Origin of the sequence: Blautia sp. AM28-27 (genome assembly GCF_003480905.1) — a bacterium.
Lineage (GTDB): Bacteria > Bacillota > Clostridia > Lachnospirales > Lachnospiraceae > Fusicatenibacter > Fusicatenibacter saccharivorans.
In genome coordinates, this window is sequence record NZ_QUJK01000004.1 from 29,983 (window position 1) to 55,834 (window position 25,852).

Genomic DNA, 25,852 nt, shown 5'->3' on the forward strand with positions numbered 1-25,852 from the left:
TCCTATTCTCACTATTCTGCCGATTCGTCGAAATCGCCGCCGCCCTGCATCTGAACTTCACAGATTTCGCGGTAAACTTTGTTATTTTCCATAAGATTCTCATGTGTATCAAAGCCACTGACTTTTCCATCTTCAAGAACAATAATTCTGTCGGCATCCTGAATACTTGAAATTCTCTGCGAAACTATAAGCTTTGTTGTTCCCGGAATTTTCTGGGCAAATGCCTGTTTGATTTTTGCGTCTGTTGCAGTATCTACAGCACTTGTCGAATCATCAAGAATAAGAACCTTTGGTTTTTTAAGCAATGCTCTCGCAATACAGAGTCTCTGTCTCTGACCACCTGAAACATTAGTACCGCCCTGTTCTATCCATGTATCATACTTCTTAGGCATTCTCTCGATAAATTCATCAGCACATGCCTGTTTACATGCCTCAACACAATCTTCATATGAAGCATTGTCATCACCCCATCTGAGATTGTCAAGTATTGTTCCTGAAAACAGGACATTTTTCTGTAATACTACAGCCACCTGATTACGGAGTGCATCCATATCATAAGTTCTTACATCTTTTCCGCCAACACATACAGAACCTTCAGTAACATCATAAAGACGGCTTATAAGGCTCACAAAACTTGATTTTCCGCATCCTGTACCACCAATAATACCAATTGTCTCACCTGCATTAATATGAATATCAATATCATGTAAAGTATCCTCTGTACTGTTTTTTCTGTATGAAAAATTAACATGATTAAAATCGATTCTTCCGTCTTCCACTTCTTCATAAGGTTTTTCCGGATTGGCAAGGTCCGCTTTTTCATTAAGAACTTCTGAAATACGCCTTGCACTTGCCGCACTCATTGAAACCATTACAAATATCATTGAAAGTATCATAAGTGCCATAAGCATGTTCATTACGTAACTGAACATTGATGTAAGATTACCAGTTGTAATTGAACCCGACACAATAAAATGTGAAGCAAACCATGACAATGCAACAATACATCCATATACAACAAGCATCATAGTCGGATTGTTAAATGCAAGAAATGACTCGGCTTTAACAAATGTTTTATAAAGATTATCTGCCGCTTTATTAAACTTTTTATTTTCATGCTCCTCACGTACAAATGCCTTAACAACACGGATTCCTGAAATATTCTCCTGAACGCTCGCATTGAGTTCATCATATTTTTCAAAACCTGATGTAAAAACCGGTGTTACTTTATATATAATAAAGAAAAGTACAAATCCTAAAAATATAAGTGCAACAAGAAATATAATACTTAATCTCGGACTTATTATTACACACATTGTAATACTGCAAATCATCATGAGAGGTGCTCTCACAACACTCCTTATTATCATCTGATAAGCATTCTGTACATTAGTTACATCAGTTGTCATACGTGTTACAAGACCTGCTGTACTGAATTTATCAATATTAGAAAATGAAAATGTCTGTATATTTTCATACATTTTCTCTCTCAGATTACACGCAAATCCTGTTGATGCTGCCGCCCCATACTTTCCTGCCTGTATACCACAAAAAAGGCTCAAAAATGCTATAATAAGCATTATTCCACCATAAATACCAACCTTTCTCATATCTCCGGCCTGTATTCCTTTATCAATTATTGAGGCTGTTATAAATGGAATAAGAATTTCCAAAAAAACTTCAACTGCAGTAAATATTGGCGTTATAATTGATTCTTTTTTATATTTGCCCATACATTTTGCTAATGTTTTTATCATATTTTTATCATTCTCCCTTCGATTAAATTCACCTTATAAGTCTACAGTCAGCATGACTTGATACTGTCATATACTTTCTGCAAAAGATTTCTAAGCTGTCCTTTTTCATCATCATTAAGTGCCTTTAAAAGTTCCCTCTCATTTTCATCCATTGAAGCTCTTGCCGTCTTGCATATCTCCTCACCTTTTGCCGTGAGCTTTACATGTTTGATTCTTTTATCATTTGAATCATAAAACCCCTCTATCATCCCATTTTTTTCCAGACGTGCAGCAATTCCTGCCATCGTTGCCTGTTTAACTTCAAAATGCTTTTCAAGTTCTTTTAGCGTTATCGTCTCATCGGCTGCCTCGCTGATAGTTGCGAGGACCTTAATCTGCGAAAGGGTGACATCATTGCACATCAACGTATTATTAGCCTTTCTTCCAAGTGCATCGTTAAGTCTCTTTATAAGTTCACCGCAATGCAATGTTTCTCCAAACATATGCTCATTCCTTTTCATAAAATTTGATAAATAGTTTCTTCTAGATGCTCTAATATATTACAAAAATAATCGGCTCTGCGTCTTAAGCGTCTGGCTCTTTGATGACAGTTATCTTCAAGTTGTCAACTTTAATCAATCTTTCTTGTCTGCATTTTGGACAATAAAGGGGATAATTCTCCAAAACAGTGTCCTTCCTAATTTTATTACGGGTTTTGCTCCCACAAACAGGACACAATATCCATTCGCATTTCATCATAATTAGTCTCTAATCCTTTCAAATCTCATTTTATATGACTTTTGCAAGCTGTTAAGCTAACTTGTGGAACATATGCCGAACCTTATCTATACGGCTATTCGGGCGGCGGGGTTGGCAAATAAATTTACCAATAGCTGGCTGGTATCCTTTTAACTCTGTCAAGCAGACTCCCTGCCCATTTGTGAAATAAGTTAAATCGTTCCTGTATTCTTGAATACATCTAGCAGGGATTTCTCCTTTCAGAATGACCTCGTCATTCTTTATCTGAGTACTTACAATATCTGCACAATACCTTGGAGCATCATGATACGCCCGTGAGAGATATTCCTGCGGTGCATAAATTTCAAAGTGGAGATATGGCTCTAATAGTTCTGTCCCTGCTTTTTTTAAAGCCTGCTCCAATACGATAGGGGAAAGCAGCCGAAAGTCTGCGGGGGTACTTACAGGACTATAATACAATCCATATTCAAAACAGATTTTACAGTCTGTCACTTTCCATCCATACAGCCCCTGCTCGCAGCCATAAAGAACCCCCTCCATAACCGCATTTTGGAACGATTGATTTAAATATCCAAGTGAAACTCTGCTTTCATACTGCACTCCGCTTCCAATAGGGAGCGGCTCTATGGACAACCCGACAGAAGCCCAGAAAGGATTTGGCGGGACTTCTATGTGGATGGTATATTCTGCTTTTCTAAGCGGTCTTTCCAGATAAATAACCGAAGGCTCTTTCATAGCCACGCCCACATGATATTTTTCCTCAAGGATGGCACAAATGACTTCCATCTGCACATTCCCCAAAAAAGAAAGTATAATCTCATGCGTTGTAGTATCAATGTCAAAATGCAAAAGAGGGTCTGTATCAGCAATCTCTGCGAGGGCATTTAACAGGGCTTCCCTTTGCTCCGGCTTTTGCGGCTCTACCGTTGTCCGAAGTAATGGCATGGGATTATCAATCCATGTTTTGTGAGGCAGGAGTTTTTCATTTCCCAGAATGTCGTTCAGTTTCAAAGTATCATCAGCTAAAATAACAATTTCTCCCGGACAGGCATGGTCAGCCGGGACGATTTCACCATTTGTCGGAACACACATCTCTGTGATTTTTATTTTCTCTTTTTCAGATATTCTAATAACATCCCTCAAATGCAATGTTCCGCTATATATACGCACATAAACAAAACGCCGCCTTTTCTCTGAATATTCAATCTTAAAAACCTGCCCGCATAGTTCAGATTGACCTTCAGGCGTTGATGAATAAAATTTACTGGCAATCACTTCTATAAGCTGCCGAATCCCCAGATTGTTTTTAGCGCTTCCGTGATAAACGGGAAATAACGTTCCGTTTTGGAATCTCCTGTTTTCTTCCTGTTCCAGTTCTGACATTTTAAACGGTTTCCCTGACATATATTTCTCTAATAGTTCATCGTTTCCCATAATTACCGCATCCCACTGTTCCATATCGTCATTGTCCGTTACATTTATATGGGGATGCTGCCCAACCTTTTGCTTCACTATAATTTCCGAAGAAAGCTTTGCTTTCATTTCTCGATATACCATTGGCAAATCAATCCCCTCTTGGTCAATTTTATTGATGAAAAAAATTGTCGGAATCTTCATTGTCTGTAGTGCATGAAACAGTATACGGGTCTGTGCCTGTATGCCATCCTTTGCAGAAACTAATAATACTGCTCCGTCTAATACGGATAAAGAACGGTATACTTCCGCCAAAAAATCCATATGGCCTGGCGTATCTATAATGTTGACTTTTACATCCTCCCACTGAAAAGATGTCACTGCTGTCTGGATAGTGATTCCCCTTTGACGCTCCAAATTCATTGTATCTGTCCTTGTTGTGCCTTCATCTACGCTCCCTAGTTCTGCAATTGCACCACTGGTATACAATAAACTTTCCGTTAATGTTGTCTTTCCTGCGTCAACGTGAGCCAGAATGCCTAAGTTAATTATTTTCATGTGATTTTCCTCCTATCAACACCCAAAAAAGGGCATAAAAATACCCAGTGATAAATACTCCTATCACTGGGTAAATAACTCCAATAGCCCCAAAACACTTATATGTTTTCGGGCATATAAAATTACATGATAAAAGTATTCTTAAACTGGGTACAAAAAACTAAGCCCCATATTAAAAGTGAAACGAGACTGCTACTTTTTGTTCCCACTATCAAATTGACAGTTTATTTAAGAATACCTTGCCGCATATTTATTAACTCCTTGTATAATACTGAATCTAATTATATTCCTTAACCCTTTATTTGTCAAGCCCTTTTTAGCATTATTGACAAGAGTATCTTCCTGCATTTCTTTGATCTGGTTCTGCATATTGGTGAGTTCTTCCGTCATGGAATCAATCTTTTTCTCCAGTCCATCCACATAGCTGCATATCTCAAATACATCGTTTGCCTGCTCTTTCATGGCATTTTTCTTTAATAAGTCGAGAAGTTCTCTTATGACCTCCTCATTGGTAAGTGTTTTTCCTGCTTCCATATCCATTCTGTTTCCTCCATTCTGTAAATGGGGCAGCCTTGGCCGCCCCTGTACTCTGATTACTGATTATCGAAAGGGCGTCGCCTCTTTGTCCTTCTCTTTATCGGGATTGCCATGATGTTTCTCTGCACTCTCTCTTGCATTTTCGTTGCTCTTATCCTTTGCTTTCTCATATTCAGAGATAATCTCATTATAGAGTTTTTCCCTGAAATCCTTTGTGACCGGATAGCAGACATCCTGGTAGATTGGCTTGCCCTGCTCGTCCACCTGCTTTGTCTTATAAGAAGGCATTGATACAAAGATTTTCTCTTTGCCCTGCACGATATTGATGTTATTTACGATGAAACTGTTTTCAAAATAAATGCGTGCAAGTCCCTTGATGTTACTACCTTCCCTCTCATAAGGTGTTACAGTTACGGAAAACTCCGGCATTTCCTGTGTACGCTCCTGCTTCTGTGTCTCCTCTTTCTCCGGTTCCTTAATTCTTGCATAGGCATCAAGGATATTGGTATAGAGTTCCTCTCGAAACTCTGCTGTGATAGGATTGCACACATCCTTATAGATCACACCGTTGCTTTCATCACGCTCATTGGAGCGGTATCTTGGCATTGATACAAAAAGCTCTCCCTTATCCTTATTCTCAAGGATTGCAATATTGGTAATCTTAAATGAATCACCAAATACTACTGTTGCAAATCCTTTGATGTTGCTGCCCTCTTTTGCTCTTACTTCGTTTACTTTAATTGAATACTTCATATGCTATTCCTCGCTTTCTTTTTGTTCTTTGTTTTGCTCCGGTATGATAAGCTCACACCAAAGCTGTTCTATCTGTTCACAAGACAATCTGCCATTAAGCCAGTTGCCAAGTGTAACGACCATTCCATCCTGCTCGTAATAGAGCCACTCCTGTGTTTCAATGTTCCCCTCATACACGATAGTCACATCAAAATCAGGCATAAATAATCCTTCCTCTGCATCCCATACACAGGCTATTCCCTGTCTGAGTGTCAGATTCAGGCTTTCGACATACACAGACCAGCCGCTTACGACTATCTGAAAGTCATCATCAATCTCAGCAATATCATCCTCGATGTCAATTAGCTCTTCCATTTCTGCTACTGCCTCTTCTATCTCACCTAATCGGTATCTCTTATTCATCCATCACCGCCTCCTTATAAATGCACCTGACCACAAAACGCATGGTTCCTTTCTGGGAACAGGTAAAAAGAGTTAATTCTTTTTCTGTACCCTGTGTCTTGATGCTGTTATCATACGGATTTACTACCTCTGTCTCTATTACCTCATAGATATGCTTCAGCCCATTTTTGTCGGTTATCATTACTTCATCACCTATGGATATCTGACTTAGTGGTGTAAAAAATGTGCCATATCTGCTGCCATTATGACCGCACAATACACAGTTGCCACTTTCTCCGATTCCTGCAGTCTCTTCTATATGACCAATCCCTGCATTAAGCACTTTACTTGTGGTTCCTTCCATTACCGGATACCTGATATCTAAGCCCGGTATCTCAATGATGCCGATAACACCGCCTTCTTTAAGAATGGCTTCATCCTCTTTACTAATGGAGGTTTGCTCTTCCTCCACATCTGTTTCTTCATCGTAATCATCCTCCAATGTCTGCTCAAATTCACTTATGAGCTGTTCTGTCTGTTTTTCTCCGGTTGTCCGCCAGAAAAAAGGGACTGCCATAATGGCAATCCCTGCTGCAATCAGTAGTCCTGCGACCACTTTTCTTATGCTCATATTATTCACTCTCCTATCGTGTTCTGCCCTCTCTGTCGGCTGGATAAGCACCTTTATCCTCTGCTACAATTGCTGCAGATTCCATTCTGTCATCAGCTTCTCTTTCTTCCTCCGGTCCGCTCAGGTCTGCATCCACAGCCTTTGCGTTCTCAAGGTCAAGCTGGGCATTCAGTTTACACTGCCTAGCCAGCTTTTCTTCCAGTTCCTTGCTGTACGCAAATGGCTTGTCATACTCTGCCTTTGATGCTTCAAGGTCATTCTGGTACTGCTCAATCTTCTTTTCAAAGAAATCAATGTTCTCATGGAGTCCATTGAACAGGTTTTCCAGCTTCACCATGCTGCCGACAGGACTTGTGGAAAGCTCTGCTTTATACTCTGTCTTTCCACGAAGCACCATATAATTGATGCCAAGGAAGTTCTTTTCCACAAGCAGCTCAAATCCGTGGAATTTACCGATTACAGTTGTCTCTCCGGTCTTACATTTACTGATTGCTTCAAGCATCATCGTTCCGCCATCCACACGCTCTGTGTAAGTTACTTTGCCTATGGTAATGGCAAATTCCGGATTATCAATCAGCTCTTTATCCCTTGCCTTTACATCCTCTCTTACATTGGCAAGCTTTTCTGTTGCTGTCTTAATCAGCTTCGGATACTTAATCATAAAGTTATCCTGCAAGCCATATCTCTGATTGTCATAGGATGCCTTTAAGAGCTTTAATCTCTGGACATCATTGTCAATCTCCATCTTTTCCTTGATTAAAGGATTGCCTGTGGCAACCGCTTTAATCTCTGCATAGGAAAGTGTTGCCTCGTCGATATCCTCACAGCTTCGGCTTACAGCCTTGCTTGTCATGACCTGACTGATGAATCGCTGCTTATTTTCAACAAGCGACCAGTTGTATGCATCAAATGTCCCTTTGGTGACATATCTGTAGATTGCCACCTCTTCATTTTCATTACCCTGTCGTATGCCTCGTCCTTCCCTCTGTTCAATAGAAGAAGGCTTCCAAGGGCAATCCACATGATGCATTGCAACAAGGTGTGTCTGCACATTGACACCTGTTCCACACTTGTCCGTTGAACCGATAAGAACCTTCTTTTTACCTGTCCTCATCTCCTTAAAAAGTGCGTCCCTTTGTGCATCCGTCTTGGCATCATGAATAAAAGCTATCTCATCTGCCGGAATACCATACTGGATCAGTGTTTCTTTCAGATAATCGTAGATGGTAAAGTCCTTATCTGGTCCCGGTGTGCCGATGTCCGAAAAAATAAGCTGGCAGCCTATATGACCATCAGCATTTCCTTTCTCATATTCTTTCCATACATTCTCCGCTACCTTATTGAGTTTTCCATCCGGATTGTTCGGCGCATCCTTATCAATCAGTCTGGCATCCGTTCCAAGAAGTCTTGCCTCATGGGTAATCTTTAGAAAGTTATCCACGCTTGGATCAACTCCACCGCCTCTGATACGCTCTGCCCTCACAACAAAGTCTTCCATGACCTGCTTCACATACCAGTCAGGCTCCGACTCCACTATAATAGGCTTGCCGCCACGGAGAGCTGGCACATCAAGGTCAAGCATGTCTGCGGTCTGCACATCTGCTACCTCACGGAAGATATTCATAAGCTCCGGCAGATTCGTAAACTTATTAAATCTGCTCTTAAAACGAAATCCGCTTCCCTCTACAGTAAGCTCAAGTGCTGTTGTCACTTCACCAAAGTTTGCTGCCCAAGAATCAAAGTGATAAATCCCCATCTCTTCAAGTGCCGCTTTCTGTAAGTAAAGCTGCATGACATACATCTCACACATGGTATTGGATATTGGTGTACCTGTTGCAAACACAATACCCCTGCCATCATTTATCTCAGACAAATACTGGCATTTAAGCTGCATATCCGTTGACTTCTTAGCTCCGCTACTGCTGATACCTGACACATTATTCATCTTGGAAAAAATCGCAAGGTTCTTAAAATTATGTGCTTCGTCTACCATAATAGAATCTACACCCAGTTCCTCAAAGGTAATAAGGTCATCCTTCCTGCTCTCATCTGACAAGGATTTCAGCTGTTCCTCCAGTTTTTTCTTCTGGCTTTCCATCTGCTTTACAGTCCATCGCTCTCCGTTACGCTCCTTCATCTCATCAATCGCATAGCTGATTTCATCAATCTGCTCGTTAAGCATTCGCTCCTTTCTCTCTGCGGAGATTGGGATTTTCTCAAACTGTGAGTGTGACATGATGATACAGTCATAGTCACCAGTTGCAATCCTTGATACGAACTGCTTTCTGCGGCTTTTTTCAAAATCACGCTCCGTGGCAACTAAGATATTTGCTGACGGATAAAGCCTTAAAAACTCTGATGCCGTCTGACCGATAAGCGGCTTTGGTACAACCATGATTGTCTTATTGGCAAGTCCAAGTCTCTTCTGCTCCATGCAGGCAGCCATCATCTCAAATGACTTTCCGGCACCGACACAGTGTGCCAGCAGAGTATTTCCCCCAAGAAGAATTCTTGCCACCGCATTTTTCTGGTGTGGCTTTAACTCAATCGCCGGATTCATTCCCGGAAACTGTAAGTGACTTCCGTCATACTCACGCAGGCGGATGTTATTAAATGTCTCGTTGTAATACTCCACATATTTCTGTCTTCGCTCCGGCTCTGCAAACAGCCACTCCTTGAACTTCTCCTTGATCATGTTCTGCTTTTCCCTTGCAAGCATTGTCTCATTCTTATTGACTTCGTAATGATACCTGCCATCACCGTCATCAATCCTGTCCCTGACTGTTACTGTCTTTAGATTCAGCGTATCCTCAAAAATAGAATAAGCATCCATGCGGCTTGTACCATAGGTCTTAGTAGCCGCCACTGAATGCTTATCCATGCTTTTATTCTCGATGAACCATTCCATGCTCATCTTATTTAAGTGTACCTGAATGCCTGTATTGTAAAACTGGCTTCTGACTGCCCTTGCCCGTCTTGGTGTATTGAGAAGCTCATAGATAAACTGCTCATAATCAAGCGGCTCAATCCATGTCGTGCCAATCTTTACATCAATATCCGAGGCTTCAATCCACTCCGGCTGTACCTTTTCAAGTGCTGCCACATTGCCTGCAAATTTTTCTGCCTGCGGATTGCCTGTATCCGCTGCCATAGCCTTTGCTACACGAAGCTTGTCTCTCACATTGCCGGAAAGATACTCGTCTGCCGTCTCCCAGCCGATGTCGGGATTGTTCTCGTTGTAGCGGTCGGGATTTAGGAAAATCAATCCATCCAGCTCTTCCACAAGAACTGCCCTTCTAAGCTCTGCCAAAGCATCATCACTAAATGTTATCTCATCAGCTGTCTGCCCGGACTTTTCTGCAAGTTCTTCCTTTACATTAGTAATATCCGGCTCATAGATAGAGAGCATATAGGCAAGATTTACATATCCAAATTCATTGACGGATACATTCAATGCTTCCACAGCAGTCTCAACCCTGTCTATGACAGTCTTTGCCTTAATCGTCTGCTTATAAAACATATCCGCTTTTTTCACCTCCCCGTCTTCATTTACTTCTTCAAGACTGCAAAGAAGTGGGTAATCGCTGTCATCTCTGAAAGCTATTCTGTTTGCTTTTGAAGTAATGGCTCCATACTGCTTTACGAAGGCATCATATTTTACATTAAGAAGTCTCTGCTTATCAGAAAGCTCCTCCTCGCTGCAGCCATCCATCTGGATATCAATCAGATCTCTTGTTATCTGTCTGATTTCATCAAGGCTTCTGATTCGCTCCTCGGCAGTCTGTGATACTTCTTTTCTTACCATCTCGGAATTTTCCCTGTAATAGAGTTTTCCTTCAAAAAATGTGTAAGTGTAGTTTCTCACATCCGGATCAGCCGGGATAACTTCCTCCGTCTGCTCCGCCTCATCTGCCACTCTCTCAAAATCTGTCATCTGGGCTTTGATATTACCGATAGCTTTGTTTAATGCTTCATAAATATTGAAGTTCTCATCATCATTCACGCAGACTGTGTATCTGCTGTCCTGTCCGTAAATCCTTGTGTCATATTCCATAGATCCAAGCATCATTTCCGGATGCTCTGCAAAATAAGAGTTGACTGCAATGCCATTCTCAGTTACACCAAGGTGTACCCAGTCCGGCTCAATATCAATCTTTCTCTCCCTTTTCTGCAAAAACAGGATATCTGCTGTCACTTCGGTTCCTGCATTATCTTTAAATGCAGTATTCGGAAGTCTTATCGCTCCCACAAGCTCTGCTCTTTCAGCCAGATACTTTCGGATAGTAGGATTTGCCTTATCAAGTGTTCCCTTTGTGGTAATCACCGCAACCATGCCTCCCGGTCTTACCTGATCAAGTGCTTTTGCCAGAAAATAATCGTGGATACGGAAGTTATACTTGTTGTACTTCGGATCAAAAACCTTATAATCACCAAATGGCACATTTCCGACAACTACATCAAAGAAGTTATCCGGATATGTGGTATTCTCAAATCCTGTGATACTGATATTGGCATTCTGATAAAGCTGCTTTGCAATTCTTCCCGAAATGCTGTCAAGCTCCACCCCATACAGCTTACTTCTCTGCATAGGTGCCGGCATACTCCCAAAGAAGTTACCGATACCCATAGATGGTTCTAATACATTGCCGCCTCTGAAACCAAACTGGACAAGTGCCGAGTTCATGCACATGGCAATCTCCGGTGAAGTATAAAAGGCATTGTTTACTGTTGCCCTAGCTGCAGCATACTCTTCATCCGATAACATCTCTTTGAGTTCTTTGTACTCTTTGCTCCAGCCTGCGTTTTCCTCGTCAAATGCCTGTGACAGTCCGCCCCATCCGACAAACTTCGACAAGGTTTTCTGTTCCTCCGGTGTTGCAAGCCTGTTTTCTGATTCAATCTGCTTTAAAGTACGAATTGCATCCATATTCCACTGATATCTGGTCTTGGCACCGCCTTTTTCCATTTCCCAGAGATTGTAATGGAAGTTGTGCTTCGTCTGCCCGGCAACATTCTTCTCATTTTCAAGACTTTCTACTTGCTGTACTGGTTCCTGCTTTGGTGTAAAATCTACAGTTTCCTGTGATTCTGTATCAGCCTGAATATCATCCACAGATACTGATACCACATCATCTGAAACTACATGTCCATTCTCATCAATCTTGGTTTCCCATCCATTCGCTATTGCTCTTTCCCTGGTTTCAAGACGATTAGCTTTTACACTATCCTCGATGTCAAAGAATCTCTTATAGACCGGATTCATCTTATCCCTGTCAGCCTTCTGCTTTATCTCTTGATAATACTTTTTCTGGTCTTCTCCGCAGTAAAATGGCTGTTTTACCATATAGGATAAAATCTCATATAACTCACGCCAGTCGAGAGCACCTTCCTTACGCACACCATTCCTGTTCTTATAGCTGATCTTCACATATCCACTTCTGATTGAGTACTCCACAAGACCATACTTATTGTTGGAATATGCCTTTCTTTCTGCATTATCTGTCCCTAATGCAATATCCCTGATAAGGTCAAGTTTATTGGGCATAAATGCAAAATCAGACTGCACCACATCCATAAGGAATGCCCTAAACGGAGTGTAGCAGCTGCAATCTGTTACAAGAATCTCCGCCGCATCACGCAGGTCTTCATCAAGCTCTGCAATACGCTTGGCATAATCAATCGGTGTAATATACTGAAGCTCTGATGGATCTTTTTCAGTTGTTTCAGCTTCTATCTCTGCACCATATTCTGCCTGTGTTACCATGCGGTCTTCATCGGCAGTTTCCTGTGGTGTCATGCCTTTTGCACTTACATAATCTCTGTTAGAAGCATAGCTCTCCGGCTCATCCGGTATTGCATAATCATCAATCTCTGATTCTGCCTCCTCCGGTTCCACTTCCCGGTATTCGGCATCAATGACCTCATCATCCTCACGGAGTCCGTCCATCGCAAGCTCATCAATACGAGGTGTCTCAGGCTGGTATTCCCCTGTAAGAATAAGGACACCAAGCTCTTTTTCGATATCTTTCCACGAAACATATCCTTCAACCTCTCCATCCTCATCTCGCCACTGAAAACGCAGTCCATTCCCATGAAATGTGTCATATCCGTGCAGTCCCAGTCCGTCAACCGGCCAGCCTGCACCTCCCTGACCATATTCTGCTTTGATACGCTTTGCCCTGGTTCCTGCATCAATCTCAGTTTCAAAAATCTTGCATACCCTGCCCTTGCCACCGATAAAACCTGTACCTCTCATAAGCACCTGTTTGATATACTCACTTGGTACTGTTGCAGACTTTTTGGGATTCAGGTAATTGTATTTACCTGCTAATGCAGCTTTTCTGTCCTGCTCGAACTGACGCATAAACTGATTATTGTTTTCGTCCTCAGTATGAATAGTGCCAATGCTTGCCTGCCCATTCTGGTCGAAAAAAAAGGAAGCCTGTGTATATTCGGCTTCCTTACTAACACCCAATGAATTGATTTCATCAAGTTCCCTATTCAGTTCTGTATCATCTGATTCTAGTGGAATCGCATCACTATCTGATTCAGTACCACTTCCTCTGCCTGCATCTTCGCCTGCTCTCTTATCTTCCACATCTCCATTGTCGATGACGGATTCTGTGGCTTGTGCTTCGCCAGATACTGCATCTCCAGCTGGTCGTACAGCTGGTTCGCTTCCTCCTCTACCGCTGACATCTTCTCGTACATCTTCCCGAATCTCATCAGCGTCTTGTATCTTGCCGGCTCGTTCTCCTTTAGATAGTTCATCGCCATCCTTCCGTATTTGCCCAGCTTCGTGAGATCCTCCGTCTCGTCCGGCATCTCTATCTGCGGATAAAGCAGTCCGTCCACTTCCTTGTAAGTCATTTCTTCTAACATATCCAATTCTCCTTTCGCTCTCGATTGCCTTTAAGTTACGACTAAATTCTCTAAGAACACTACAGGAGACATCGCATACAATGGAACCAAGACGGTAAATGATCTCTTCGTCTTTGATATTTACGATCTGACTAAAATCCTGTTCTTGCACAGATAAGTCAAATCCGCATCTCGTCCCTACAGCATACATGACACTTGCATATACAAGCTGCTCCATGTCCATTTCCTGCTGTAAGCCATTGCGTTTCTTACTTTCTTCCTTTATCACACTACCTGATAGCTGCATAAGTTCGGTCATTCGGTCTCCGAACTCTTCTTTTATTATAAGCCAAACATCTGTTCCTGTAAACTGTTTTAATATATTTTTTAGAGACTCCCTGTCGCTGTTATCGTACTGCTCAATCTGACCTTCTGACACAAGAAAATCCACATAATCCTTAAGATTTTCTCCCTCAAGGTCCCATGTCAGCTTAACATTCTTCCCTCCGGTATCACTGATATCAAAGATATATCTCATACGGGGATTCAGTGCCCTTGACGGGAAAATGGCACAGCCTTTCGCACCACGCTTTACATATCTTCCCACCTTTTTCCAGGTATCATAATCTGCCATAAGTGTGCTTCTCTCCGGAGATCTCTGAGCTGTTACCATAACGATATTGTCAAATTCATAGCGGTACAACTGACCTGCAACCTTTAAAACATCTTTCCAGTTCTTATCTGTTCTGGTGATGTTACCAATTTCAGAATCGTATATCGCTTTGACCTTCATATCAACGCCCATACCTTTGTCCTCCTCTACTTAAACATCTCTGCAAACAATCCCTTAAAGAGCTTTAACTCATCCTTATCCAGCTCGATTGCAAATTCATTGTCGATTGCCTGTTTTTCGCATTTATCCTTTTCCTTTGCAATCTTACGCACCACACGAAGAAGCACATAGCACTCCTTGGACTTTGCAATGCTCTGTTTAAAGGTCAGCTCATCCTCATCGACTGACTTCTGTGTCTGATAGATAATCTCTTTTAACTTATCATTGATACCATCTACTTCCTCAAGGGAAATAATAACGGATGCCTTAGAAGCACCCGATCTGTCCCACTCCTTATGAAGTTCCTTTACTAAAAACTCCATGTTCTTAATTACTGTTGTTGAATCACTTTTCATCTTGCTCTTCCTCCGTTTTCTTTTAATGAAGAAGGGAGCTGACTTTCGCTGATAGGTGCAAAATCAACTCCCTTCATGTCCTCTGCTCCAAGGACTATCTGCTCTGCATAATACATATCCATTGCCTTATTGATGGCATCGTCAAGCGACTCTGCCTTTACTTTCTGTACTCGTGAAAGCACTTCTTTTATCTCAACATCAAATTCCTGTTCCATATGATATCGCCTCCTGTAAAAATCTCATCACCGGCTCTTTTCTTCCTTTACCTGTCTTTCCTTAAAGCCTTCATCGTACTTTCCATCTTCCAGCCTGTCGTAAAAACAGTCCTCTTCAATCGTTCCAAAATCCTCATACATCTGGTGAAGGAAGTCATTCTGCAGCTTCTTTGGTACATCATCATCCTTTGACATATCCTGATAAAAATAGAACTTCTGCTTTAGCTTTGCCCTGTAATCATAGATATCCTCTATCTTTTCCGGTGTGCCATACTCCCTCTTGTATGCCTTGAAATTTGTAGTTGAAAGTGTGGAACCTAGATAAATGCCATGCTCCCACGATACCCCGATTGTGGTATTGTCCTTTGTAGGCTTCTCATCCTTCGGATAACGCTTATACTCTGTCGCACCAAGGGCGATTGTAAGGGAACCTGACTTCATATCCATCACCACAAGATTCCTTGGTGATAATGCTTCAAGCACCATGTAATCATGGTCATTGAAGTTATGAAATGTCTGTCCCCTTTCAAATGAGCGGTTCTCCATTTCATAATGCAGGTTAAAATCATCCACCCAGCCCTTATCGGTCATTCCAATCTCCTTAAGCTTTGCAACACATTCAGAAGAACTGGCTTCTTTATCAAACCGGAATTCTTTGGAATCGTTATAAAATCCCTGAAGAAAATGTCCGAGCTGAATATCATCCAGACAGAATCTCGCAGATACAGTTACATTTGCTGCCCTGTAATACTCTGTGAAGTTATCTGCTTCACCAAGTGTCCTTCCAAGCTGCAACAAATTTTCTGCAAGCTCTGACATATCATCAATTGCTATAAAACTCTTATAATCATCCAGAGTCATCAGCATATTTGTCTCTGTTCCCCTGTCGTTTTCTGTTACCAGTATCATATCTTTTAAATCCATTCTTACCTCCAGTCTCAGAGAGGGACTATGCCCTCTCTGCAAATTTCCTGTTATGGTCTTCCTATCACAACAATCTTTCCTGTGCTTGCCACATCCCTGTAGACCACACCAAGACTTTCATTAAGTGCCTCTACCACCTTGCCATTTCCGACATATACTGCCACATGGCTGATGTTCTTATATCTTCCATTGCTTGTAAAACTGTAAAAGATAAGGTCTCCCGGCTGTAACTCATCAAAGGAGACAGTCTTTCCGGCTTCATCAAGTCCCTGTGCCTCCGCTGCCGCTGTGGTTGCACCGCCATAACTAATATCCACGCCTGCATCTTTCCATGAATAATAGGCTAAGGAACTGCAGTCATAATAGTTACCGCTGTCTCTTAAATCCTGACTATAAGGAAAACCAACTCTGTGTAGTGCATAGGAGCAGACTGTTTTCTGCCTGCTGTCTGTAATTTCGTTTAGGATGGCATTGATTTCATCCTCAGTCATGGAGCTTACTCCCGGACTGCCGCCTCCACCTCCACTTCCGCTTCCGGCATATCCAAGCTGTCCCATAAACTCAGGACTCATGATCTGCTCAAGCATTTCCACCTGATCAGAATTAAATCCATAGACCGAAATCATATCCCTGTACGATTTTAGTGTGACATTCACATACAGAACCGACTTCGTGACAGTAGTTACATTACCGTCTGCATCTGTTTCTTCCACATCTTTTGTTCCTGTGCTTGTGGTGTATGAACACATATCATTTACAACTGCCTGCAGCCAGCCTTTTGAAGTATCATTCATGACTGTTGCAGTATCTCCGACACCATGCTTGACCATATAGACAGCCATGATGTCATAGTAATTGCTTGGGTTTTCTTCCATACCTTCATAGTCCACATATACAAGCTCTCCAAGGTCATATCCGGTATGCTCATTCACTTTCGTATTCACATCCCGGTTAAATTCCTGCACATAAGCACTCGTTACTGTCTGCACGGTATCTCCTGATTCAAGTGGTGGCAGAAATAAAGCAAATGGAGAATTGTAAAGGATTGCTATCGCCGCAATAACCGGAACCGCAATCATGGCAACTACAAGAACAAGTAATAAAAGCACCAGTCCGACAATCGGTGCCGCTGCCTTTACCCAGGTAATCGCTTTTCGCACAATCAGATCCTTTACCAGCTTTGCCACGCTGTCTGTCTGATTCTCCTGTGCTTTCATCTTATCCAGAAAGAATTTTATCTTCCTGCTCCGGTTGGTCATCTTTTCATCCTTGACCTCTATGGACACACCTGCTGCATATCCAGCTGCTATGCCAATTGCAGTACCAACTCCCGGTGCAACCGCTGTTCCTGCCGCTGTAGCAGCTGTCTTTGAAGCAGTTTTCGCTGCAACCTTGGCAGTAGTCTTGGCTGTTTCTTTTGCCGTCTCTTTAGCTACGGTTTTGGCAGTATCTTTGGCAGCTTTCTTTGCTGTCTTTTTTGCCAGCTTCTTTCCTGCATCTACCTTCTTGATTCGCTTCTTTGCCTCGGCTGCCGCCTTTTTCCTGAAAAGTGCTGCACCCTTGGAAGCAGTTCCGGTAACAGGTCGGCTTGCTTCATATGCAAGATATGCTGCCTGCGATACCTCCTGACCACCTTCCACATGCTCCGTTACTGCCCCGGCTGCAAGTGCACCTGTTCTTCCTGCAATGTGAAGATTCGTGTTCTTGGTCTTGATGGAAGTGTTAGATTCTCTATAGTTTCGCTTAAATCTTGATAATCCTTTATTCTTCGACTCTGACTGATGAATGGTACTCTTGCGATATGACTTCTTTCTATCCGTATTAGTTACCTTTGCACCAGCTGTCTTAGGACCTCTCTCTACTGTATAGATGTTACTCCCCTTAATCTTGGCTCCCTTCGGTTCGTGGGCATGAATCTTGGCTTTCTCCTTGGTGTGAATGACCATTGGCTTGTCATCCACTTTCTTTATCTTCAATGTTCTCACCTTCTTTCACTCAAAATGCAAAACAGCCACCCAGCTTCCCGGATGGCTATGCTTTGAGGTCGCAAATTGCGACCTCTATCAACTTTATTCGACATTATTCTGCATTTCACGTTTCTTCTGTTCTGCAATCTTCTCGTGAATATTGGTGTTATACAGCCTGTAAAGGTCTGTATCCTTACTAATCTGATTATCAAACGGAATCACCACCGAACCACACTTAATAAGTCCCATTCCAGATGAGGTATTAGTTACGAACCGAAGCTGTGCCTCTGATACCCCGATAACCTCCGCCATCTTGGAACTATCTGTATTCGCCTGCTTTAAGAGTGCCACGAACTCAGAGTTTGCAAGCATCGTTGTTGCAGTGTAGTTCTGTAACAGATCAACCACATTCTGCGTGATACCGGTACAAAGACCTCCCTGCTTTCTTACTTTCTTCCAGAGCTGCTGCAAATATTTTGCAGAATACTCCGAATTAAGCAGGACGTGGAATTCATCAATATAGAGCCATGTTGCCTTGCCTCGCTTACCATTCTCAACAATTCTGTTCTGAATGGACTCCATCATAACAAGCATTGTGATAGGACTAAGCTCTGTACCTAAGTCCCTGATGCCATATACTGTGAATCTGTTATCCACATCCACATTTGTCTGGTGATTGAAGATATTTAGGGAACCATTTACGAAAAGCTCTAGTGACAGTGCAATGTCCTTTGCCTCGTCCTCCGGCTGTGCCATGAGAATATCGTAAAAATCACTCATTACAGGGATATACTTCTCTTTGCTCCTTGCAATGTCGATATACAGTTTTCTCACACAGCGGTCGATGATTGACTTCTGTCTTGAATTTAAACTATCCCCGATACACTGCTCACAAAGTCCAAGCATAAACTCGCCCTTCTCTCTAACCATTCCCTTGGAATCATTCGGATCAAGGCTCCATACATCCATCTCCAGCGGATTCACATAGTTATCCGTGTAGGTAGACATATTTACCACTGTTCCACCATAAGTATCAGCTATATCAAAGTACTCGTTCATTGGATCTATGACGATTATCTCATCATCTCCCGACAAGAATACGCTGCCCATCTCCATCTTGCAGAAGAAGGATTTACCGGAACCCGGCACACCAAATACAAAGCCATTTCCGTTGATAAGCTTCTTTCTGTTACCGATATTCACATTCTTGCTGATCTGGTTGATACCATAATAGTTGCCTGTGCTGTCATTAAGCTCCTGCACATTGAATGGCATAAGTACCGCAAGTGACTGAGTAAGAAGGGTACGCATTGTCTCCACCTGTCTTACACCAATCGGAAGTGCTGTGTTGAGAGCTTCCCTCTGCTTTAAGTAGTGTATATCAATCGTGCAGCTGTTACGCTTTCCGATGGTCTCCACAGTCTCACATACACTCTCAAGCTCCTTCTTGCTTTCTGCCATAAGAATAATGGTTACTCCCACGAAGAAAAGGCACTGGTCATTCTCACGGACGTCATCCATGATTTCCTCAATTTCTTTTTTCTCCGTTCTCTTGGCGTATGAAATTTCCGTAGAAAAATCGTTATTCTTATTACGAACTCTCTGCTGTTTGATAATATCCGACTCAATACCAAGGTATTTTTTCTGAAGCACCTTTGTTGTCAGATCCTTTGGAACAGGCACCACATCAATACTCGTGATAGAATGAACCGGAAGGGAAGTAATCTCATTGATGAATCTGTCTGACAAACTGCTCGGATACTTTTTGATAAAAAGTGCCTTGCAGAATTTACTCTCATCCTCAAAATGGTCCGGGAAATATTTCACCATCCCATTGCACAGATCATTTCTAAAATCTGCTCCGACCTTCTTTGCCTTTTTGATATCAAAATCAAAGCTGCCCTCATCTCCAAGATGATAATAATCATAGAGCACTTTCAGTCTCTCATTGCCATTAAGCGGAACAATCTCTGCCCCAAGCTCAATGAAAGCCTTGTGTATCGTTGCCTCAAGGGTAGCAAACTGTGCCTTCGCCTCCTCAAAGTTCTTTCTCTCAATCGTGATCGTCAGGTATCTCTCCTGCTCAATCCCCTGTCTGCCCTCAATAATCTTCTCTTCAATGATGTCATTGTAAATTCTTCTGTAATTATTGAAACCATCATTTTTCTCAGCAATCAGAACCTTGTCACGGAGTTCATCCATGTTTTTGTTCTTATTGTTGATCGTAATCTTATAATTACAGTCCAGCGAATTTAAGAACTTGCAGTATCTCTCGAAAATACCGATCTGCTCATCCTCGGTTGCTGTCGTGTAATTGATGTCCTGAAAGCGGTAGCATTTGGAATACTTATTTTTGCTTACTTCAAAAATGCCGTTTTCAGCCACCGCCATAATCTCTATGGTTTCCTGAATGGATTTAGGTGTCTTATACAAAGGCTCACTCGCCTTCTTTAATAACTTAAATCCGTCTGTAAATAAACCCATGTCTCTAACCTCGCTTTCTTATAATGAAAGCCCGCCGGGAACTTCACCCTGCGGGCTGTGTTCCCGACCTTGCGGTCAGATACTATTTATTTCTAATGCATTGCCTTATATGCTGCAATACCAGCTGCTGCCGCCACAATGACTGCGACAAGTCCAAGCAGCATGTTTCTCGTCTTTTTCTTCATTGCTTCAAACTCCTCCTGCTTCTTTACAGCTGAATCAGCTGTTACAGTCTCCGGTTCAGCCTTTCTGCCTTTCTTCTTTACCTGTTCATTCTGTTCTGCTTCTAACTTCTTTATTGCAGGCTCTCCCTCTGTTGATACATAGGTAAGTGCCCTGTTGCCAAACATAAAATGCAGTTTCTTTCCCATATACTCGTAAAAATTCATCCCATTAAAGGAATAGAATCCGCCAAGAGCAATCGGTGCCACACAGGGAATTGCCACATAAGCAGAACCCGTAAGACCGATATACTTGTAAAGAAGAAGGACGATACCGCCACCAACCACTACGCTTGCAATGGAAAATATAAGCTGCCTTGCAGTAAGTCCCATTGCAACCGATTCCTGATAGCGGTCAATATCCTTGTTTACTTCGATTACCATTGTCCCTGCCTCCTATCTTGATAAATCCTTTGTCTCCGGCTTTCTTGTCATTCCGATATTTGCCTCATACTTATCCATTCCATCCGGACACAGTTCTCTAAGCTTATCTACATTGAACAGATAAAGCGGATATTCGCAGAAACCGCTCCTTTGCGTGAATCCTGTAAACTCTCCAATGTCATTGTCTGTAATAAACTTTTCAATATCCGGCATGTCATTCACATTCAGATATCCGCAGTAATTTGGTGCTGCAACCGACAAATTCACAGTCACATCCCCAAAAGGCTCCTCATATCCATCTTCATTACACATAAGACCGATAAACATTGCCCTGTTATTCATATACTGCTGGATATCAAATGTCACCTGCGTTTCTCCGGTTATGCTTGAATTATAAGTAACCTGTTTCTTTTCATTATCCATTTCTGCCTCCTTCTATAATCCAAATGCCTTGCTTGTAAGTGTCTGTGCACCCTTCACACTTCCAACAGTCATTGCTATCGTAAATGTCATTTCACACAAATAAATAAGCGTCTGTGCCCAGTCAGCGTAACTTCCTGTAAATGCTGGAAGTCCTGCATTGATAAATGCATTACATACCACAATTGCAAGTGCCATCGTTACTGCCTCGAATACACACGAAAGAAAATATTTGCAGTAGGTAGCCATTGTATGACTGACCATTCTGTTTCCTGCCATTGTGGAGCATGCAATCGCACCAAGCGGCACAATAATCAGTATCTTTAAGAACCTGAAATACACTGTGTAGATGATAAAGAATCCACAGATAATAATGATGATTGCAAGCAAAGCTGTAAGTATCAGCATTACCAGACTTTCACCAAATCCGAGTCCTTTAATGATATCTGCCTGTGTACTGTCAATGGCAAGCTGCGTCGTTGTCCCGGCAGATATAAGTCCTACCAGATTTCCTATGGAAGTAAAAAATGCTTTCATAATCGTGACATTATTTGCAACAAACCATTCTGCAAGTCCCAGTCGGATAAGCATACGCAGGATTGATTCAAACCTCATCTCATCTTTTACATCTATGCTTTCCGAGCAGAAACCGATAACAAAGAACAGCACAACGAGGGAAGAGCCGACCGCTACAAAGACCGGCTCTATCCCCTCAATGACTGCCCAGGGACCTCCGCCCTTGAAACTGACCGGTGACTGTCCAAGCATTGCAAAGACCAGGGATATCTGATTGTTCCAAAACCCAAACACTGCCTCAAGAAGTGCAAGGATCTTGTCTCCAAGCTTAAAAATATCCATACTTGTTATTCACCTCTTTCCTTTTACTAAAAGGGGAAATGCATTTCCCCAATCTTAGAAGCCTAAGAATGTCAGTACTGTTGAAATACCAGCCATCATGACACCTGCTACAATTCCTTTCAGTGCAGAGTTCATGGTAGATGAATCCTGCTGCTGGTAGGCTTGTGCGAACTCCATAACATTCTTTGCAAGAATGATGACACCAACCGCACCAATGACTGCAATGATAAGTGTCTTTAAATTCTCAAGCGGCTGTGTTACTGCGGAAGTACCTGTACCTGCTGCAAAACAGGTAGTGCTCATAAGCATCACTCCCATAAGTGCTCCGGATAATGCCGGAACGAATCTCTTTTTTAAGTGAATGAATCTACTCTTCATGCCTTTCTCCTCCATCTGATTGTTGTTTGTTGTTGAAATAACCTGTTCTTTTCTCATGTTGTTTAATCTCCTTTTTTGAAGTGACAGAAGCGGAAAAAGCCAGAAAGGAATACACATATTCCAATCCGGCTAGCTTTCCGAACGGAATATATGCATTCCTTTCTGTCCTGTTGATAGTTACTCTATGATAATCAGGCAATGCCTGTTGTACTGGTTAATCGGGCTTTCCCCGATGCGTTTTTGCTGTGACCATCTCCTTTCAAGGTATGAAAAAAAGCACCTTAACCATATGGCTAAAGTGCTAATTTACTCTCAAATTTGCTTTATTCTAAAAGCATTCCATCAATTATTGCAAACTTTGTCTTAAATATAGATCTATTCTGGCAATATCGTAATATGACATCCTGTACATAAGGTCTTGTACAATAACTGTCTACCACAATCTGTTTATCTTCCTCTTTCTCTATCCTCTTAAATATGCCTTTTGCATTCCAATCCGTCTTTACAGCATCTACTAAATCATTACTCATCTCAAGATGTGATAAAATCGTGGAATTCAACTCGGTTTCTTTAATTTCAGATATTTGTCCATAGTCATTAAGTTGCTTCAATTCTCTCTTAATTGCCTCCGTGTAACTTGTCATATTATTATCTCCTATCAATAAGTATTCAGGTGTTACATCTAGTGCCTTTGCTAGTTGTAAAAGATTATACGCACTTGGCTCTTCATTGAGTCTACCTTGTTCATAACGTCGTATACTCTGAACAGATATATTTGTTATCTTACCCAGCTCTTCCTGTGTATAGTTTCGTATATTACGCAACTCTTTTAATCTATCTGCAAAAGTCTTTTCCGTATTCATCCTGTACCTCCAATATAAAATAATTTCTGTCTTTTGTAACTGCTCACATGTTAGTAGTCCAATAAGCTGAAGCATACTATGTGAGCAAATTATATCATATACTCTGTAATATATCTAAAAACATTACTGCTTCTTTCGATATGAACTCATCTTCTCCACAGTAACCTCCGGATAAAAGTAAGTAAGAATCGTTGCCTTCGGAACTCCTGCCGCAAGTGCCTTCTTCACTTCCTCTTTCTGCTCCGGTGTATATGACCAGTGCAGCATTCGGTTTGTGATTGTATCCTCCCACTTAGGCTTTTCCCTCTCAGGATTCCTTACAGGCTTAGTACCAGCACTTCCATTAGAAGAGTTAGCACATTCTGTAGTATCAGACTTCTGTGACTCATCGACATACTCAAGCTCATTTGCCTGCTCCCTGTCAATCTTTGCTTTCTGCTCTGCCTCATCCTGCATGGAGAATCTTCTGCTTAACTCCGCATCACCAAGCATCATAAACTGCTCATAGGTAAGAGAATCTATATACACATTCTCGCCCTTATCCCTCAGCTTTTCATAATACTTAACTGCCTTGTCTGAAAGAATCTCAAATGGCGGACCGATAAGATTATCTGCTCCCCTTATCTGATGAACATAAGGCTCTCCCTTGCCATCTGCTGTCTGGTTAAACATCGGATGATTGAATGGTATGAACTTATTGTCCATGATAGGATCAAAACCACGGATAAAGATAATACACTTTTTGTTATCCAGCTTTCTGACTTCATCGGGTGTGAACAGTTCTCTTCCTAATACATCATAGTTTCTTGAAGAGCTTCCCTGTCTGCCCTTTGTCTCTCCACTTGACTTCTTATCAATCGTACCTTTTCCAAGCAGCTCTGACACGTATTTGTGTGTACTCTGCTCATTTCCACCAAGATAGATGAAAGTATCGCAGTTGCCGGGAATTGTCTCCCAGGTATCTTTAAAAAGTGCCTTTAGCTGGGCAAAGTTCTGAATGATGATAATACTTGAAATCTCACGGCTTCGCATTGTCGATAACAGCGAACAGAAGTCATCGGGCAATGCGACATTCGCAAATTCATCTAACATAAATGTCACATGGATTGGCAGTCTGCCTCCGCAGTTAAAGTCCGCCTGATAGTACAATTCCTGAAATATCTGCGTGTAGAGCATACCGATAATAAAGTTATAAGATTTGTCACTATCAGGGATTACACAAAACAGTGCTGTCTTTGTCTCACCATCTCCATTGACTCCAATGCCGATATCAGAAAGATTCAGTTCATCCTTGGAGAGTAATCGTAAAACCTGCTTATTCTCAAGAAATGCAAGTCTTGAGTTGGCACTGATGATAATGGAACGGACTGTATCTCCTGCACCTCTCATACATTTGTTGTACTGCTTGACTGCCGGATGATTTGCTCCAAGCGGGGAACTTTCCTCTAAAAACTTCATACGCACATCCAGCTTTGATGCCTTCCCCTGCTCTGTAACCTCTGCCTCTCCAAGAAGTTTAAGTACTGTCTCAAAGTTTCTCTTTGCCGGCTGTACCTCCAGCCACACATAATAAAAGATAGCCTGTAAGAACAATCCTTCCGCTTTTTCCCAGAACGGATCACTTGGTGTCGCTCCTTTTGGTGTCGTATTGCTGATAAGGTTTGTAATCAGCTTGACCACATCTGTTTCCTCTCTGATATAGGAAAATGGATTGTAACAGTCTGATTTATCCATCTCTAACAGATTAATGACTTTCAGGTTATATCCGTTATTTTTTAACATCTGCCCGCAGCTTCTAAGGATTTCTCCCTTTGGATCGGTACAGATAAAGGAACAGTTATGCGGCATCTGCATAAGATTCGGCTTTACTTCATAAAATGTTTTTCCTGCTCCGGAACCACCACAGATAAGTATATTTCCATTGAGCTTGAGTCTCCTAAAATCCAGCGACATCTTCACATTCTGGCTGAGTATCCGGTTGAAATTTTCATCCTTATCTGCAAGTATCTTTTTGACCTGCTTCGGATTTTCAAATCTTGCCGTACCAAATTCTTTGCCAGGCATATAGTTTCTCTGACTGGTGTAATACATGACAATAGCCATCGCATAGATACCTAATGCAATGGCTACTGCTTTTACTGTATTGGAATTGTAATAGTTGGCAAAGGGAACAGCACATACTTCATTGAATCTGTCCATAAATTCATTAAAGGCAATCCCTTCCGTCCACGCACCATTTATCAGATAACCAAGATACCCTGCTAACACTGCACCCACAAGAATGAATATCAGTGACGGCTTTTTCTTTGTTGTCTGCATAG

At 41.8% G+C, this 25,852-nt stretch carries 20 protein-coding genes and 1 pseudogene; all 21 read right to left on the reverse strand.

Annotated features, from left to right (window positions below):
* Positions 1–11 precede the first annotated feature (11 nt).
* The 21 genes and pseudogenes from DW743_RS08030 to DW743_RS08125 all read right to left on the reverse strand — a co-directional run bounded on the left by DW743_RS08030 (position 12) and on the right by DW743_RS08125 (position 25,850).
* Positions 12–1,757, reverse strand: coding sequence for an ABC transporter ATP-binding protein (locus DW743_RS08030; protein ID WP_117761255.1), 1,746 nt, complete (start codon positions 1,755–1,757; stop codon positions 12–14).
* A gap of 47 nt (positions 1,758–1,804) precedes the next feature.
* Positions 1,805–2,239, reverse strand: a complete 435-nt coding sequence (locus DW743_RS08035; protein WP_158550875.1) for a MarR family winged helix-turn-helix transcriptional regulator — start codon at positions 2,237–2,239, stop codon at positions 1,805–1,807.
* A gap of 82 nt (positions 2,240–2,321) precedes the next feature.
* Complete coding sequence (locus DW743_RS08040; protein WP_002779755.1) at positions 2,322–2,495, reverse strand: cysteine-rich KTR domain-containing protein; 174 nt, start codon at positions 2,493–2,495, stop codon at positions 2,322–2,324.
* A 51-nt stretch (positions 2,496–2,546) separates the two neighbouring features.
* Entirely contained in the window at positions 2,547–4,466 is a 1,920-nt protein-coding gene (gene tet(O) / locus DW743_RS08045; protein WP_117761257.1) for a tetracycline resistance ribosomal protection protein Tet(O), read from the reverse strand.
* A 303-nt stretch (positions 4,467–4,769) separates the two neighbouring features.
* A pseudogene (locus DW743_RS08050) lies at positions 4,770–5,006 on the reverse strand (DUF6674 family protein); the annotation flags it as partial.
* A 60-nt stretch (positions 5,007–5,066) separates the two neighbouring features.
* The gene (locus DW743_RS08055; RefSeq protein WP_117477954.1) at positions 5,067–5,756 is read right to left on the reverse strand and encodes a SpoVG family protein; all 690 of its coding nucleotides are present in this window, start codon (positions 5,754–5,756) and stop codon (positions 5,067–5,069) included.
* Positions 5,757–5,759: 3 nt separating this feature from the next.
* Positions 5,760–6,158 carry a hypothetical protein gene (locus DW743_RS08060; protein WP_117477953.1) on the reverse strand — a complete coding sequence of 133 codons (399 nt, stop codon included), beginning with the start codon at positions 6,156–6,158 and terminating at the stop codon, positions 5,760–5,762.
* A complete protein-coding gene (locus tag DW743_RS08065) occupies positions 6,151–6,768 on the reverse strand; it encodes a class D sortase (RefSeq protein WP_117477952.1) in 618 nt (205 codons plus the stop codon). Before DW743_RS08065 ends, DW743_RS08060 begins: the two co-directional genes overlap by 8 nt.
* 13 nt (positions 6,769–6,781) lie before the next feature.
* Positions 6,782–13,132, reverse strand: coding sequence for a helicase-related protein (locus DW743_RS18785; protein ID WP_306793946.1), 6,351 nt, complete (start codon positions 13,130–13,132; stop codon positions 6,782–6,784).
* A 158-nt stretch (positions 13,133–13,290) separates the two neighbouring features.
* Positions 13,291–13,650 (reverse strand): TnpV protein, encoded by a 360-nt coding sequence (locus tag DW743_RS18450; protein WP_106492170.1) that lies wholly within the window; start codon positions 13,648–13,650, stop codon positions 13,291–13,293.
* A gap of 798 nt (positions 13,651–14,448) precedes the next feature.
* Positions 14,449–14,817: a hypothetical protein gene (locus DW743_RS08075; RefSeq protein WP_106492169.1), complete on the reverse strand. Its 369-nt coding sequence runs from the start codon at positions 14,815–14,817 to the stop codon at positions 14,449–14,451.
* Entirely contained in the window at positions 14,814–15,032 is a 219-nt protein-coding gene (locus DW743_RS08080; protein WP_015567852.1) for a DpnD/PcfM family protein, read from the reverse strand. The genes DW743_RS08075 and DW743_RS08080 overlap by 4 nt, the downstream gene beginning before the upstream one ends.
* Positions 15,033–15,059: 27 nt before the next feature.
* Positions 15,060–15,956, reverse strand: a complete 897-nt coding sequence (locus tag DW743_RS08085; RefSeq protein ID WP_117568848.1) for a hypothetical protein — start codon at positions 15,954–15,956, stop codon at positions 15,060–15,062.
* Between the two features lie 50 nt (positions 15,957–16,006).
* On the reverse strand, positions 16,007–17,902 hold the full coding sequence (locus DW743_RS08090; RefSeq protein WP_117528223.1) for a C40 family peptidase: 1,896 nt from the start codon (positions 17,900–17,902) through the stop codon (positions 16,007–16,009).
* 123 nt (positions 17,903–18,025) lie between these two features.
* Positions 18,026–20,407 carry a VirB4-like conjugal transfer ATPase, CD1110 family gene (locus DW743_RS08095; protein WP_117761260.1) on the reverse strand — a complete coding sequence of 794 codons (2,382 nt, stop codon included), beginning with the start codon at positions 20,405–20,407 and terminating at the stop codon, positions 18,026–18,028.
* A 92-nt stretch (positions 20,408–20,499) separates the two neighbouring features.
* Entirely contained in the window at positions 20,500–21,012 is a 513-nt protein-coding gene (locus tag DW743_RS08100) for a PrgI family protein (RefSeq protein WP_005340536.1), read from the reverse strand.
* A gap of 12 nt (positions 21,013–21,024) precedes the next feature.
* Positions 21,025–21,435: a DUF4313 domain-containing protein gene (locus DW743_RS08105; protein WP_004611541.1), complete on the reverse strand. Its 411-nt coding sequence runs from the start codon at positions 21,433–21,435 to the stop codon at positions 21,025–21,027.
* Positions 21,436–21,447: 12 nt separating this feature from the next.
* Complete coding sequence (locus DW743_RS08110; protein WP_008120647.1) at positions 21,448–22,290, reverse strand: hypothetical protein; 843 nt, start codon at positions 22,288–22,290, stop codon at positions 21,448–21,450.
* Positions 22,291–22,344: 54 nt separating this feature from the next.
* Positions 22,345–22,725, reverse strand: a complete 381-nt coding sequence (locus DW743_RS08115; RefSeq protein ID WP_040894197.1) for a hypothetical protein — start codon at positions 22,723–22,725, stop codon at positions 22,345–22,347.
* 266 nt (positions 22,726–22,991) lie between these two features.
* Positions 22,992–23,531, reverse strand: a complete 540-nt coding sequence (locus DW743_RS08120; protein WP_227701393.1) for a helix-turn-helix domain-containing protein — start codon at positions 23,529–23,531, stop codon at positions 22,992–22,994.
* 123 nt (positions 23,532–23,654) lie between these two features.
* Positions 23,655–25,850 (reverse strand): VirD4-like conjugal transfer protein, CD1115 family, encoded by a 2,196-nt coding sequence (locus DW743_RS08125; protein WP_117761262.1) that lies wholly within the window; start codon positions 25,848–25,850, stop codon positions 23,655–23,657.
* Between the last annotated feature and the right edge of the window lie 2 nt (positions 25,851–25,852).

Coding starts and splice junctions, on each gene's coding strand:
- DW743_RS08030 (WP_117761255.1), bottom strand. CDS start 1,757: ATGATAAAAACATTAGCAAAATGTATGGGCAAATATAAAAAAGAATCA.
- DW743_RS08035 (WP_158550875.1), bottom strand. CDS start 2,239: ATGTTTGGAGAAACATTGCATTGCGGTGAACTTATAAAGAGACTTAAC.
- DW743_RS08040 (WP_002779755.1), bottom strand. CDS start 2,495: ATGATGAAATGCGAATGGATATTGTGTCCTGTTTGTGGGAGCAAAACC.
- DW743_RS08055 (WP_117477954.1), bottom strand. CDS start 5,756: ATGAAGTATTCAATTAAAGTAAACGAAGTAAGAGCAAAAGAGGGCAGC.
- DW743_RS08060 (WP_117477953.1), bottom strand. CDS start 6,158: ATGAATAAGAGATACCGATTAGGTGAGATAGAAGAGGCAGTAGCAGAA.
- DW743_RS08065 (WP_117477952.1), bottom strand. CDS start 6,768: ATGAGCATAAGAAAAGTGGTCGCAGGACTACTGATTGCAGCAGGGATT.
- DW743_RS18785 (WP_306793946.1), bottom strand. CDS start 13,132: ATGCGTCAGTTCGAGCAGGACAGAAAAGCTGCATTAGCAGGTAAATAC.
- DW743_RS18450 (WP_106492170.1), bottom strand. CDS start 13,650: ATGTTAGAAGAAATGACTTACAAGGAAGTGGACGGACTGCTTTATCCG.
- DW743_RS08075 (WP_106492169.1), bottom strand. CDS start 14,817: ATGAAAAGTGATTCAACAACAGTAATTAAGAACATGGAGTTTTTAGTA.
- DW743_RS08080 (WP_015567852.1), bottom strand. CDS start 15,032: ATGGAACAGGAATTTGATGTTGAGATAAAAGAAGTGCTTTCACGAGTA.
- DW743_RS08085 (WP_117568848.1), bottom strand. CDS start 15,956: ATGGATTTAAAAGATATGATACTGGTAACAGAAAACGACAGGGGAACA.
- DW743_RS08090 (WP_117528223.1), bottom strand. CDS start 17,902: ATGGTCATTCACACCAAGGAGAAAGCCAAGATTCATGCCCACGAACCG.
- DW743_RS08095 (WP_117761260.1), bottom strand. CDS start 20,407: ATGGGTTTATTTACAGACGGATTTAAGTTATTAAAGAAGGCGAGTGAG.
- DW743_RS08100 (WP_005340536.1), bottom strand. CDS start 21,012: ATGGTAATCGAAGTAAACAAGGATATTGACCGCTATCAGGAATCGGTT.
- DW743_RS08105 (WP_004611541.1), bottom strand. CDS start 21,435: ATGGATAATGAAAAGAAACAGGTTACTTATAATTCAAGCATAACCGGA.
- DW743_RS08110 (WP_008120647.1), bottom strand. CDS start 22,290: ATGGATATTTTTAAGCTTGGAGACAAGATCCTTGCACTTCTTGAGGCA.
- DW743_RS08115 (WP_040894197.1), bottom strand. CDS start 22,725: ATGAGAAAAGAACAGGTTATTTCAACAACAAACAACAATCAGATGGAG.
- DW743_RS08120 (WP_227701393.1), bottom strand. CDS start 23,531: ATGAATACGGAAAAGACTTTTGCAGATAGATTAAAAGAGTTGCGTAAT.
- DW743_RS08125 (WP_117761262.1), bottom strand. CDS start 25,850: ATGCAGACAACAAAGAAAAAGCCGTCACTGATATTCATTCTTGTGGGT.